This window comes from Acetobacter farinalis (genome assembly GCF_011516935.1).
Classification (GTDB): domain Bacteria; phylum Pseudomonadota; class Alphaproteobacteria; order Acetobacterales; family Acetobacteraceae; genus Acetobacter; species Acetobacter farinalis.
Map to the genome: position 1 here is coordinate 1 of NZ_WOTF01000028.1, position 12,748 is coordinate 12,748.

The 12,748-nt window shown below is 57.0% G+C and carries 11 protein-coding genes and 1 pseudogene; 4 read left to right on the top strand and 8 right to left on the bottom strand.

Annotated elements, in window-relative coordinates; genetic code table 11:
* Window positions 1-209, top strand: a 209-nt coding sequence (locus GOB82_RS13315) for a hypothetical protein (RefSeq protein WP_206752402.1), incomplete at its 5' end; no start/stop codon positions are given.
* 222 nt (window positions 210-431) lie between these two features.
* On the opposite strand, the gene GOB82_RS12280 is transcribed toward GOB82_RS13315, so the two are convergent.
* The 7 genes from GOB82_RS12280 to GOB82_RS12310 form a co-directional block, all read right to left on the bottom strand.
* Window positions 432-2,006: a carbohydrate porin gene (locus tag GOB82_RS12280; protein WP_166123502.1), complete on the bottom strand. Its 1,575-nt coding sequence runs from the start codon at window positions 2,004-2,006 to the stop codon at window positions 432-434.
* A complete protein-coding gene (locus tag GOB82_RS12285) occupies window positions 1,984-2,550 on the bottom strand; it encodes a YceI family protein (RefSeq protein ID WP_166123504.1) in 567 nt (188 codons plus the stop codon). Before GOB82_RS12285 ends, GOB82_RS12280 begins: the two co-directional genes overlap by 23 nt.
* An 8-nt stretch (window positions 2,551-2,558) precedes the next feature.
* The gene (locus GOB82_RS12290) at window positions 2,559-3,167 is read right to left on the bottom strand and encodes a cytochrome b (RefSeq protein WP_166123507.1); all 609 of its coding nucleotides are present in this window, start codon (window positions 3,165-3,167) and stop codon (window positions 2,559-2,561) included.
* 4 nt (window positions 3,168-3,171) lie between these two features.
* Window positions 3,172-3,789 carry a YceI family protein gene (locus GOB82_RS12295; RefSeq protein WP_166123509.1) on the bottom strand — a complete coding sequence of 206 codons (618 nt, stop codon included), beginning with the start codon at window positions 3,787-3,789 and terminating at the stop codon, window positions 3,172-3,174.
* A 156-nt stretch (window positions 3,790-3,945) separates the two neighbouring features.
* A complete protein-coding gene (locus tag GOB82_RS12300) occupies window positions 3,946-5,544 on the bottom strand; it encodes a Na+/H+ antiporter (protein WP_166123511.1) in 1,599 nt (532 codons plus the stop codon).
* 50 nt (window positions 5,545-5,594) lie between these two features.
* Window positions 5,595-6,413, bottom strand: a complete 819-nt coding sequence (locus GOB82_RS12305; RefSeq protein WP_166123513.1) for an alpha/beta fold hydrolase — start codon at window positions 6,411-6,413, stop codon at window positions 5,595-5,597.
* A gap of 179 nt (window positions 6,414-6,592) precedes the next feature.
* The gene (locus tag GOB82_RS12310; RefSeq protein ID WP_166123515.1) at window positions 6,593-7,687 is read right to left on the bottom strand and encodes an alkene reductase; all 1,095 of its coding nucleotides are present in this window, start codon (window positions 7,685-7,687) and stop codon (window positions 6,593-6,595) included.
* A 137-nt stretch (window positions 7,688-7,824) separates the two neighbouring features.
* Between GOB82_RS12310 and GOB82_RS12315 the strand changes: the two genes are divergently transcribed.
* Together GOB82_RS12315 and GOB82_RS12320 are read left to right on the top strand one after the other, a co-directional pair.
* Complete coding sequence (locus GOB82_RS12315) at window positions 7,825-8,730, top strand: LysR family transcriptional regulator (protein WP_166123517.1); 906 nt, start codon at window positions 7,825-7,827, stop codon at window positions 8,728-8,730.
* A gap of 565 nt (window positions 8,731-9,295) precedes the next feature.
* Window positions 9,296-10,534 (top strand): cytochrome-c peroxidase, encoded by a 1,239-nt coding sequence (locus GOB82_RS12320; protein WP_265794598.1) that lies wholly within the window; start codon window positions 9,296-9,298, stop codon window positions 10,532-10,534.
* Between the two features lie 458 nt (window positions 10,535-10,992).
* On the opposite strand, the pseudogene GOB82_RS13490 reads toward GOB82_RS12320, so the two are convergent.
* Window positions 10,993-11,334: pseudogene (locus tag GOB82_RS13490) on the bottom strand (transposase); the annotation flags it as partial.
* Window positions 11,335-11,591: 257 nt separating this feature from the next.
* Between GOB82_RS13490 and GOB82_RS12325 the strand changes: the two are divergent.
* Window positions 11,592-12,665: a TonB-dependent receptor plug domain-containing protein gene (locus GOB82_RS12325; protein ID WP_166123519.1), complete on the top strand. Its 1,074-nt coding sequence runs from the start codon at window positions 11,592-11,594 to the stop codon at window positions 12,663-12,665.
* Window positions 12,666-12,748 lie beyond the last annotated feature (83 nt).

The window sequence follows — 12,748 nt, forward strand, 5'->3', positions numbered from 1 at the left end:
CTTCAACATCAAAGAAACCAGTCTGCTTCATGATCCATGCCCCCAATCAACTCAAGGGAAATGGAATCACAGAGCAGCTCTCAAAACCAGGGGGTTTTTCGAACCCTCCAGCTGCCGTTGCCTGTTTTCTATCCGGCTTCGAGATGATAAAAAATAGAAATGGTGTAAACGTAAGGTTTCTATATTTTTTCTTTTCTGTCGAAATCTGAGATGTTGCGGTCCGGCATTGTCGGCTCATTTAACTGAGTTTTTCCTGATCTGTCGCAGGGCAGCCTATGTGCGGCCAGCGGAAGAGGACTGCCAGAAAGCTGCCAGAAAACTTGCAGAGAGCCGCCGGAAGAACCTCCAGAGAGCGGCCGGAGCGCTTGCCAGCGGGTTGCCAGAGCTCTGCCGGTCGCACTTCGAGGGGGAGCGTGAGTGGTGTGGCCCGGTTACAGGCTGGCTTGCAGGCTTGCTCCCAGCACGGTTGCGTTGTGATAGCGCCCGGTTGCACCGGGCCGGATGACATACTGCACATCAGGGGTCAGAATCGTGCCGGGGGCGATATGCGCGCCATATTGAAATTCGAGAAGTCCTGTTTGTGATTGTATGTTTCCAATTTCAGCATTCATGCTGCCAATGCTGCCAACCCCGACGTTTTCCATGCCAGCACGTTTCTGGTGCTGCGCCAGCCAGTGGCTCTGGCGGGACCAGAGAAACAGAAAGCCGAGACGGTCCTGAGGGCGGGTTGACCAGAAGCCTCGGTCTTCCGCACCGAGGATCCCCATGTCACGGTAGGGTGAAATCCGGTCATCGGAATGGTTGTAGTTGAAGAATGCCACCAGTCCGCCATCCGGGGCGCTGGTCTGGCGCAGTATCATGATGTCTCCTCCCGCCCAGGCGGCAAGATAACCGCGATGTTCCAGCGGTTGTCCGCCCGCAAGGGCGCGCAGTTGGTGTACGCGGTTCAGGGCAATATCGTCAGCCTGCGCGGTGGCTCCGTAAAATCCTGCCTGCAGATGAAAGGGCTTATGGTCCGCGCCCCATCGCGGGGTCCAGCCTGCCTCAAAGGGGAGCATGACACCCGTCACACCATGGCTGGACCAGTTGAAGCCCGAACGCCCCCCAAGCGGCCCGCCAACGGCATTGATGCCGGAGCGCAGGTAAACGTCATGAGCCAGCAGGAGGCTGGCATAGAACGACCAGTTATTCTGGGGCGGCATGATGAACGCATTCTGACTGCCGCCCGTTATAGCGCGTGGTGTTGGACAGAGGCCGAACGAGAAAAAATCACAATAGAGCGGGGAGGCATTGAACAGCATGGCAGCGCCCATCCGCCCGGCCATGAGGTCCAGCCGCTCATGCCACAGCTTCTGTTCAGCGAAGGCGTAACCGAGGTGCGCAATCACATTACCGCCCGCGCCGTAGATTTCGTTTTCATTAAAAACGCTGTCACCCACATAATCACGCCCCACGGGGCGTCCTGTCCGGTTGAGCAGGAAAAGATGGGTGCTGAATCCATGCATGTTGGCAAGCCGCCCCCAGTCCACATCCAGTGCGGTGGATATCTGGCCGGCGTAATCCACGCCTCTGCGCATGCCGCCCGCCACATTGCCAACGGCCATGCCGAGATAATTGGCGCTGAGGGTTATGCCATACTGTGAAAGGTGGGGCAGGAGGCCCGCCCAGTTCCCAAAAAACCTCTCCTGGTAAGGATGTGTCGGAGGGGCTTCGGGGGTCGGGGGGCGAATGACAGGCCATGCGGCGTAAATGGCTGCCATCCGGGCGTCTGCGGCCTCAAGGCGGCTCTGCTCTGGCGTGCGTGCCAGCTGCGTGCCAGCAGAACGTTTGTGCGTGACTGGCGGAGAGAAGGGGGCTCCTGTTGCACTGCGGGCGGCTGAAGGGGTGCCAGCCGCGGCGGTGCTTGAGTGTGTCAACGGAACCAGCACCGCCCCGGCAAGCAGCAGTCCCTGCGCAACACGGCAGGGAAAACCGCGGCTGGTTTCAGCCTCCCTGCGCGGTGACATCCACATCCACGCCGACTTCAAGAGCAACCCACTGCCCGGTGGCCCACGGCCCGACACCCACATTGAACGCCGAGCGGACAAGCTGGAGATGCCCCTTGGCGTGGAGGGTGGAGCCGGTGATGTCGATGGCAAGCGGGAGTGTGACTGGCTTGCTGACACCCTTGATGGTCAGTGTGCCTTCGGCATCATAGTGATTGCCGCCTTTGGCCTTGAAATCCTTGACTTCAAAAAGCGCGGTGGGAAAGGCTTTTGCGTCGAACCAGTCATGGCCGGGCAGGGTGCCGTCGCGCTGGCTGTCTCCTGTTGCGGCGCTGGCCATGTTCACTGTGATTTTGGCATGGCCGCTTTCCGGATGCGCCGGATCAAACGAGATCGTGCCATCATATTTCTGGAAATGCCCGCTGAAGGGCTTGCCGGTCTGGGTGCCGGAAAAGCCGAGCGTGCCGCTGCCGGAGGCCAGTGTCCAGTCTGCGGCGAAAGCAGGGGTCGAGACCAGAAGTCCGCTGGCAAGGAATGCAGGCAGGAATTTATGAAAAGCCGTCATGGCGTAACTCACTTCTGATGATGGGGTGAGGACGTGCGGGCGAAGGGCAGCATCTGGCGAAAAACCTGATCATGCAGAACAAACCGGTGCCGGAGTGCTGCGGCCACATGCAGGATGATAACGGCCAGAAACACCCAGGATGCCCAGTGGTGGAGCTGTTTCAGCGCAGCTTCGACCGGTTCCTTGTTGGACAGTGTTGAAAGGATCGGCATATCCGGCCAGGGAATGGTTCCGAACAGCACGGTGGGGATCCCCAGCACGGAGACAGACACCATGGCCCAGCCGCTCAGCGGCAGCAGAAGCTGAAATCCGTAAAGGGCTGCGTGAGCAAGATGTGCGGCCTTTTTTTCCAGCGGGGGCATATCCTGCGGCAAAGCCGGGGCGGGGTGGGCAAGCCGCCAGCCAATACGCAGGAAAATCAGGAACATCACCGTGATGCCAATGGATTTGTGCTCCTGATAAAGCTGGAATACGCGCATCGGATCGAGATGACGATGGTCCATGACCAGTCCCATCCCGATCAGGGCCAGCACGCCCAGCGCAATCAGCCAGTGAAGTACGATTGCAACCAGGGTGTAGCGCGTGATCCCGCCAGCAGGGCCAGTGGGGGTGGGCATGGTATCAGGTCCGCTGTTCGAAAGCGCCGGCAATGCGCAGTTGCACATCGTCAGACACGTAAGGCACGTACATCTTCACGCCGAAATCGCTGCGTTTGATGGTTGCTGTGGCTTCGAAACCGGCCGTGTATTTCTTGTCCAGTGGGTTTACGCCAGCCCCGATGAAGTGAACGCGCAGGGTTTCCGACTTTGTTACGCCATGCAGGGTCAGGGTGCCCGTCACGATGGCATCGTTACGGCCTGTGGCGCGCACCGAGGTGGAGACAAAGGTTGCATTGGGGAATTTCGCGGCATCAAACCACTGGTCTCCCTTGAGTTCTTCAGTGAGTTTGGCGCTGGTGGTCTGCACTGAGTCCACGGGAATGGTGACGGACAGCTTCGAGGCTGAAGGATTTTTGGCGTCCAGTGTCAGCGTGCCAGACACGTTAGAGAACACGCCATCGTAATGCGTGAACCCGAAATGGAGCACGGAAAAGCCGACCTGCGTATGGCCGGGCTCTACATCATACGTGCCTGACTGGGAGAGAGCGGCTGTGGTGACAACCTGCGCAGAGGCTGGGTTACCAGTCAGCAGCCCGAGGGTGAGCGCTGCGGCGGAAAGGGAAAGTGTCGTGATTTTCATGAGAGTCTACCTCGTGTTGTGAAAAATACCGAAACAGGAAACGATTTTTCATCCCGAGGAGGAAAATGTTTCCCGTTTGCATGAAGACGTTCTATCACGCCGGGTAGAGGCAACAAACAACAACAATGGAAAGGGAAAGTTTCCGAAATTTTCCTATTAACCGTGTTCGGAACCAAGATGGCTTCGGGCCACGATTTCCTGCATGTCCATGGCTTCCTCCATTTCCCGCAGGACATTGTCATGCAGGTGCCCGGAGCGATGAAGGGCGATGATTTCATTACGACCAGCCACAATGGCGTCCAGCACTGTCTGATAATGCGCGATTTCTTCTGGACGGTGCTCGTCCGTGTTGCTGGCATACTGCCGGGCGGCCTTGAGGCGGTGCTGATACTGCTCCAGCAAGCGGGGGTGGCGCTCGGTGCCGTCCGGCTGGTGGGAAGCCCGCTCGATGGCCTTGAGTTGGGCTTCGGCCACCCGGATCCATGCCTCATTCTCCGCAGACTGGATGCCGTGCAGTTCAGAAGAACCGTTGATCCTGAGCAGGGTGATCAGGGGTTCCAGTGTGAGGCCCTGCACCAGCACTGTTACCAGAATGGAGGCGAAGGCGATGATCAGGGCCAGATCACGGCCCGGAAATCCTTCAGGGAGAGAAAGCGCCGCCGTGAGTGTGACAACCCCCCGCATGGCCGCCCACCCCATGATGGTGGAAATGGCGGGTGAGGGGCGGCTGAACCGGGAGGGCCAGAGGCGATGCAGCACCGCCGTGATGGCATCCGAGCCATAAAGCCAGACGAAGCGCGAGCCGACCATCACCACGAGAATGGCAGCCACGGGCAGGGCAAGGTTGTGAAGCGCATCGGGTATGGCCTGCAGGCGGGAGAGCACGCCCCGCAGGGACAGGCCAATCAGGATGAACAGCACGGATTCCAGCAGAAAGACGAGCACTTTCCAGAAGGCCTGTGCGCGGATCCGTGTGCCGGCCTCAAAATCCGTATGCTGGTGCCAGCCCAGAACAAGGCCCGTGGTGACCGTTGCGAGAACGCCGGAAACATCAAGATGTTCCGCGGCAATATAGGTTGCTTCGGCCAGCAGGACGGTGATGGTGATGGAAACATCGCTGTCACGAATTCTGCGCAGGATGTAAAGGCCCGCCATCCCGGCGGCCAGCCCGATAATCACCCCACCAACGGACACAAGGCAGAAGGTTCCGATGGCAACGAAGGGTTGAAAAATGCCGGTCAGGGCTGCGGCCACACCAAAGCGGAACAGGACGAGGCCCGTTGCATCATTCAGCAGGCTTTCACCCTGTAGCAGGGAGGTGACACGCCTTGGCAGGGAGAGGCGCTCCAGAGCGGCTTCTGCCGCCACGGCATCCGGTGGTGAAACGATGGCGCCAATCGTGAAACATACGGCCCACGGGAGTGCGGGGACCATAAAATGAGCCGCAATCCCGACGGCTGCGGTGGTGAAAAGGGTGGTCCCGACGGCCAGAAGCAGGATGCCTGACAGATTCCGCCGGAACTCCCGCCATGCGGTGAACCAGGCGCTGCTCATTAAAAGCGCCGGCAGGAACACCAGCATCACGAGGTCCGGGTCCAGCGTGATGTCTGGAATCCCGGGGGTAAGCGCCAGACCAGTACCGCCCAGAATGAAGGCGGCCGCCGGAGGCAGTTTCAAACGCCGGGCCAGTAATTCCAATGCCAGAATGACAGAAACAAGAAAAAGAAAGAACTCGTACCGCGCAACGTCAGACATTGGATTACCGTGCCAGAATAGATGAAGCCCAGAGAGTGCCTGACTTTTGATTAGACCGCCAGAAACGCGAGCAGGTCTTTTGTCAGTTCTGTCTGATGTGTAACCGTGAAACCATGGGGCGCGCCGGGATACACTTTGAGCGTTGCATTCTGGATCATTTCTGCCGCGAGGCTGCCTGTGCCTTCAATCGGCACAACCTGATCATCATCACCGTGAATGATGAGGGTCGGAACCGTGATTTTTGCCATATCCGGGCGGAAATCGGTTTCAGAGAAGGCCGCGGTGCTTGCAATCTTTGCTTTCAGGCCAGCCTGAAGACCGAGTTGGAGGAAGTGCGCGAGCGCGCCATCGGAGACAGTCTGACCGTGGTTTTTTCCGAAAAATACCGGTGCGAAATCCTTGAGAAACTGCGCATTATCCGTGTGCAGGGCGGCTCTGAGGGCATCAAAGAAGGGTTTGTCCGGCCCGAAGGGATGATCCTCCGTTCTGATGAAAAGCGGTGTCACGGCGCCCAGCAGCACCAGACTGTGCACGCGCGCCTCTCCATGACGGGCGATATACCGTGAGACATCGCCGCCGCCCATGGAAAAGCCGACAAGCGTGACGTCTTTCAGGTCCAGAGCCTCAATCAGCTCTGCAATATCGTCCGCAAAGCGATCATAATCGTACCCTTCCCAAGGCTGGCTGGAGCGGCCAAAGCCACGGCGGTCAAACGCGATGACCCGATAGCCCGCATTGGCCAGAGAGAGCATCTGCTCATCCCACATATCGGCGCTGAGCGGCCAGCCGTGGCTGAGCAGAACCGGGCGGCCTGTTCCCCAGTCCTTGTAATAAAGGGAGACGTTATCTGTTGTTGTGATGAAAGACATGGTCTGGTCTCGTTTTGTTGTGCTGTTGCACCAGAAAAGGAAAGCTGCGCTGTGAAGGCAGCGTGTGAAAAGCTCCAGAGAGGAGCTTTTCACCATGACCTGCAGGGTATGGGAGAGAGGGTTATAAATAAATAGAAACAAAGGAAATGCATTGTTTCCATTTATTTTTTCAAGACATCTCAGCCGGCGTCTGTGGCCTTGTAAAAAGGGTAATCCGTATAGCCATGCGCGCCGCCACCATAAAATGTTGTCCGGTCGTAGCGGTTCAGTGGCCAGTCATGACGCAGGCGTTCAACCAGATCAGGGTTGGCAATGAAATTCCGCCCGAAGGCAATCAGATCCGCATCGCCGGATGACAGGAGGTGTTCTGCACTCTCTCTGCTGAAACCACCTGCCGCAATGATCGTGCGGGAGAAAAGCGGGCGCAGGGTGGCGGCATCCACAGGGTCTGGTTCGGCATCCGCGCCAAGGCGCGGCTGAACGATGTGGATATACGCAATACCCATGCTGTCCAGCATTCTGGCCACATAGCCGAAGGTTGCATGGCGGTTGCTGTCAGACATTGAGCCGTATGACCCGCTGGGTGTCAGGCGCACCCCCACATGATCCGGCCCCCAGACATCAACGGCTGCCTGTGTCACTTCCCGCAGGAAGCGGGCGCGGTTTTCAATCGGGCCACCATAATCGTCCGTGCGCTTGTTTGTGCCATCCTGAAGAAACTGGTCGGGCAGGTAGCCGTTTGCCCCATGAATTTCGACACCATCAAACCCTGCTTTCCGGGCACGCTCGGCGGCATCGCGATACGCGGTGATCAGGCCGGGAATTTCATCGCGCTCAAGGGCGCGCGGCATGTCGTAAGGCACGGTTCCGTTCAGTGTCCAGGCATCTCCTTCCGCGCGGATGGCCGAGGGGGCCAGCGGGGCTGCGTTTCCGGGCTGGAGCACCCGGGCCGATTGACGGCCGACATGCCAGAGCTGGAGCATCATCCGCCCGCCACGGTTGTGAACGGCGTCAGTAATGCGCTTCCAGCCTGCAATCAGGGTATCATCATAAATACCTGCGGCCCGTTCAAACCCATAGCCAGTGAGGGCCACGGGAGAGGCTTCCGAAATCAGGAGGCCGCCGGGTGTGGCGCGCTGGCTGTAGTAGGTTTCCATCAGCTCATTCGGCAGATTGCCGGGGCTTGAACGCATCCGGGTGAGCGGTGCCATGACGATGCGGTGCGTCAGAGGCATTTGGCCCAGAAGTTTGGGGGAGAAGAGAAGGTCGGCCATGGTGCTGTGTCCTTTTATCCGTATCAGCCCTGAGCGGGCTGGCAGTGTCGTGCTGCCGTTGATTGAAGAATGGACATTTCCTGTCTGGATTGGCAGATAGGAAAACTCCATAGTGTGCATTCCGGATTGGAATAGGGATGGATCGTCTTCAGGCCATGACGGCCTTTGTGCGGGTGGTTGAGACAGGCTCCTTCACCGCTGCGGCCCGCAGGCTGCATCTGGGGCAACCGGCTGTTTCAAAAGCTGTTTCCCAGCTTGAACGGGAGCTTGGTGTGCAGTTGCTCCTGCGGTCCGCGCATGGGCTGACCGCCACAGAAGCTGGCCAGCGCTATTTTGAGCGTGTTGCGCGGATTATTGCGGATACGGAGGAAGCTGATGCCGTGGCCCGTAACAGCCTTGTGCGGCTTGAGGGGCGCTTACGCGTGGCGGTGCCTACAACATTCGGGCGGGTTCATATCATTCCCAAACTGGGCGCGTTTCTGGCGCTCCACCCGAAGCTGGATGTGGATATTGAGCTGGATGACCGGCGAGTGGACCTTGTGGCGGAGGGGATTGATGTTGCCATCCGCCTTGGAACACTGAATGACAGTTCCGTTGTAGCGAAGCGCCTTGCAAGCGGGCGGTGTTCCGTTATGGCGACACCGGCTTACATGAAATCCGCGCCTGTATTGGAGCAGCCGGAGGACCTGATGAATCATCCCTGTATTCTTTATACGCGGGGCGGCACCCTGAAGCCGGTTTTTCATCGCGATGCGGAGGAGAGGAAAGTCACGCTCCGCACCCGGTTAAGGCTGAGTGCGGCGGAGGGAGTTCGTGCGGCCGTTCTGGCCGATCTCGGGTTTACCCTTGCTGCGGACTTCATGTTTCGGCCTGAACTGGAAAACGGCTCAGTGTGCCGATACTTGCAGGACTGGTCTCTACCTTCTGTGGACTTATGGGCGCTTTATCCCTCCGGTCGCCTGACAAGTGCAAAGGCGCGCGCGTTTACGGATTTTGTTGCGCGGTGTGTCAATGGGGGCGGGAAAGCTCCTGAAGTCGGGTAAAAAATAATTTGTGAAAATGAAAAGATTTTCAAAAGTTTTAAGTGGTGTGAAGTATTTTTGTATAATTGGAAGTCTTGGTCCGTCACGGTAATGGTCGCGTGCCGGGCTGTAAACGTGCGATAAAAGCCCGTCATGGATTTTCTGTAGTGAATTTTTGAAAAAGCTTCTTAAAGAGACGAAAAGACACCGGGGCGGGAATGGTCTGTGAGTCAGAGATTTTCTGACAAGAGACTGCCGGAGAGCAGTTTCCTGTAGGCGTGGGCGGCAGATGTGGCATGTTGAAGAGGAGAGAGGCAGTTGGCGGAGTTTCGTTGTTTCTGCAATGTCGCGGTGCCCTTGCTATAATATTTGGCGTAATAGCGGCCTTGCATTCTGAAAAAGGTTCTTAGTCGTGCAGTCTTGTAAGCTGTTTCAAACAACGGTTCTGGCGGCAGGATACGTGCTGATTCTGGCGCTGGGAGGGAGCGGCCGGTCAGAGGCTCAGTCAAAGGTCCAATCAGAGGCCCGGTCAGCCCCAGCAGCATCCTGCGCACCGCCGCAGGACGGAAGCAATCCGTGCCCGCGCGTGCTGTACCGCTCCCCGGCGCAGCCGCTCTCCATGATGGCGACTGTGGGGAAGGCCATGTTTTTTGATCCTGCTCTTTCCGGGGCCGGCAAGCTTTCCTGTGCCTCCTGCCATGTGCCATCCCTGCATTACGGGCCTGCGGGCAATGCGCCTGTTTTTCAGGGCGGTCCGGATGGGAAACGGGAGGGGCGGCGTGCCATTCCCACCCTGACATATCTTGAGCGCCAGCCCCCCTTCAGCATAGGGCCGGATGATGCCGTGGCGGATGATATCTCCCGCACGATTGCAGTGCCCGCAAAAGGGAGCGCCCACGCAGCCAAGAGCGCTGCCAATACCGCCGCCTCCGCGGCCAATCTGGTGCCTCAAGGCGGTCTGTTTCTTGATGGCCGGGCGGATACGCTTCTCCAGCAGGCCCATGGTCCGATGTTTGACCCGGATGAGATGGCGGCGAGTGAAGAGAAAGTTGCAGCTCGCCTCCAGACGGTAGCATATGCCGCGCCGCTGCGTGATCTGGCGGGTATACGGGGGAGGAAATCTCCGGATTTCCTGCTGTCTGAAGGGTTGTTCGCTCTGGCGCGCTACCAGATTGAAGCTCAGGAGTTTCACCCCTATTCCAGCAAGTTTGATGCATGGCTTGAAGGAAAGGCGAAGTTCTCACCAAGCGAGCGGGCAGGGTATCTGCTGTTCAATGACCCGAAGAAGGGGAATTGCGCAGCCTGCCATGTCGATACGGTCGGGGAGGACGGTCTGCCTCCGCTCTTTACGGACCATCAGTATGAAGCGCTTGCCGCCCCCCGGAACATGGCCCTTCAGCATACGCATGATGCCGCATATTATGATCTTGGCGTGTGTGACCAGAAGCCGGATGGCCGGAAAACGCTGGCCCCCTATTGCGGGATGTTTGCAACGCCAACCTTGCGGAACAGCGCGACACGGCAGACCTTTTTCCATAATGGTGTTTTTCACTCGCTGGACGAAGTTCTGGATTTTTATGCCTTGCGAGACAGTGAGCTGGACCGGTTTTATCCCAGAGGGCCGGATGGCGCGGTTCAGTCCTATAATGACATCCCGCCTGCCTATCGTGCGAATGTAGATACGGCGGATGCCCCCTTTGGCCGCAAGCCCGGCGCGGCGCCACCTCTGACAGTGGAAGAGCGAAAAGAGATTATCGCGTTCCTGCAAACGCTGACGGATGGTTGGGCAGATAGGTCCAAGACGGATACTCATTTCTCGAAGTAGAAGATGAAGCTTGCTGCGATGTGGATTGCGGACATGAATGTCTGGGCGCGGTGACCTGCCCCTCCCGAGAAGGTAACCATTTTAAAGTGGAGCCCGGTCGAGAAGGATACGGATGACCGAAACGCAATCGTTTTATGGGAGAGCAAATCATCGGGATCCTGAAGAAACAGGAATTCGGGCTGAAGGTCTTCGGGCCTTTGTTGCAAAACGGGAGACGACGCGACATAGCCAGAACACTCTGGCTATGAGCGAGCGTCGGGCATGCGCCCTTGTTGGTCTTCCCAGACGTATTACGCGGTATGTTTCCACCCGGACTGATGATGCTGCCCTGCGTCAGCGTTTGCGGGAACTGGCGGGTTAGCGGCGCTGCTTTGGATGCCCCCGCTTGGGCTATTTTCTGGCGTGGGAAGGGTGGAGCCCCAATTACAAGAAGCTGTTGGCCTTCACCAGGAGGAATGCCTGAAAGTCAGCCGCAAAGAGTAAACCGGTTCGGTCATCGCCCAAGTCACGGCGTCACGCCGCAAACCGGGCGGCACGAGTTTTTGCCAGCAGGTTGTTTAGCGTTGAGACGTCCATCACGCTCTCCGTGAGGAGGCACGTCAGCTTTGTGTGCGCCTCTTCAAGTGCCGTCTTAAGCCGCCGTGCTTCTGACGCTTCATCCTGCCGTATTTAGATCGACACGTGTCGAGAACCGCACCGCTGATCCCGTGCCTGCAACATAGAATAGGCAGCCGTGCCGCCCGCCTGATTCTTCTTCAGAATTCCAATGATCGGTCTTGTGTGAAGCGTGCGTTCTGCATCGTTTGTTTCCAGTGAACTGACCTGACTTCAAATCGAGGGCATTCCAGGGGGCAGCGTCAGGAACGATAATATGTTTGATATACCGTTGCGAAATCGATACTATATGAGCCGCAAGCAGTCTGTTGCTTAAAAAACACAGTCCGCATCCGGAATGACAAACGGTTTGAGAATTATATTTGCGCACGAAGAATCGTGTAGTAACTAAAATCAATGCAGTAGTGTGAAACAAAAAAACTATCAATAATTGGAGTGGAATATGAGTTTTTCCAGGAAGGATTTTTTTTATTCCTCAATCCAGAACCGTGCTGGCTCGATTAGCCTTAGGCTGGCACTTCCCATGGCTGTCTCAACTCTTCTGTTTTCGCCCTTTCTGCATGCTGAAGCAGCACCTGAAATCGTGAAATCTACAGAACAGGTTAAAAAAGACAAAAAGGCTAAAAAGCAACAAGATAAAGATTCTGCAAAAACAGTTGCAGCAGTTCAGAAAAGCGGTAGTTCTTCAACAGAAAATGTGGTGGTAACGGGCACTCGCTTGTCGCAAAGCCGACTGAGCAACGTCATGGCCGGCGTGACTGTCAATGCTGATCAGGTGCGCAAGCGCGGTTATACTGATCTCGGACTGGCGTTGCTGCGTGAAAACACAGCTTTTTCTCTGGGGGATCAGTCTCCTATCGGCTCGCAGGGGCTGGGTGCAGGGCAGTCCTTTGTTTCACTACTTGGTCTGGGCTCTCAACGTACCCTGACCTTGATTGACGGGATGCGTATGGTGGGTGGTGCCTCGGCCTCAGTCTATGGTGCAGGTTCCGGGTCTCAGGTTGACGTATCTGCTATCCCTACATCCCTTATCAAAAGTATGGACACCCGTATTGGCGGCGCTGGAGCTGCCTACGGGGCAGACGCTGTGGCCGGTGTTGTCAACTATCAGCTGGACGATCATTTTACGGGTATGGACATGACAGCTCAGGGGGGGTGGACACAAAGCCTGATTGCCCCTTCTGAGAAAATTACATTTAAATACGGCCACACATTCGACCATGATAAAGGTGGCGCCATGCTGGATATCGAATATCGTAATTCAGGCGGCGTCGTTTATAATGATCTGCCAAACACACTTGGCTCAAACGCGACATCCTACCAGCGTGGACCTTTGGGCGTTAGCACGCCCTATACATACATGCTTGAGCCATCCGCCAGGAATCTCTGGGCCTCGGTCACAGGCATACCGGGGCTGACAGGAACAGATATCCCTATCTATAAAGGCGTGAATGACGGGATTGCCAATGCAGCCGGTCAGCCGTTGATGTGGAGGGATCGAAGAACCGTTGATTGATGTGCTTGGCCAGTAATTTCTGGGTTTTGGCGATTTGATTGACGGTTTTCTGGAGAGCTTTTGATCTGCGTTTTGAGCAGATC

Bases quoted from the DNA above. Each gene is read 5' to 3' on its own strand.
- GOB82_RS12280 (WP_166123502.1), bottom strand. From the start codon at position 2,006: ATGTCACCGCGCAGGGAGGCTGAAACCAGCCGCGGTTTTCCCTGCCGT.
- GOB82_RS12285 (WP_166123504.1), bottom strand. From the start codon at position 2,550: ATGACGGCTTTTCATAAATTCCTGCCTGCATTCCTTGCCAGCGGACTT.
- GOB82_RS12290 (WP_166123507.1), bottom strand. From the start codon at position 3,167: ATGCCCACCCCCACTGGCCCTGCTGGCGGGATCACGCGCTACACCCTG.
- GOB82_RS12295 (WP_166123509.1), bottom strand. From the start codon at position 3,789: ATGAAAATCACGACACTTTCCCTTTCCGCCGCAGCGCTCACCCTCGGG.
- GOB82_RS12300 (WP_166123511.1), bottom strand. From the start codon at position 5,544: ATGTCTGACGTTGCGCGGTACGAGTTCTTTCTTTTTCTTGTTTCTGTC.
- GOB82_RS12305 (WP_166123513.1), bottom strand. From the start codon at position 6,413: ATGTCTTTCATCACAACAACAGATAACGTCTCCCTTTATTACAAGGAC.
- GOB82_RS12310 (WP_166123515.1), bottom strand. From the start codon at position 7,687: ATGGCCGACCTTCTCTTCTCCCCCAAACTTCTGGGCCAAATGCCTCTG.
- GOB82_RS12315 (WP_166123517.1), top strand. From the start codon at position 7,825: ATGGATCGTCTTCAGGCCATGACGGCCTTTGTGCGGGTGGTTGAGACA.
- GOB82_RS12325 (WP_166123519.1), top strand. From the start codon at position 11,592: ATGAGTTTTTCCAGGAAGGATTTTTTTTATTCCTCAATCCAGAACCGT.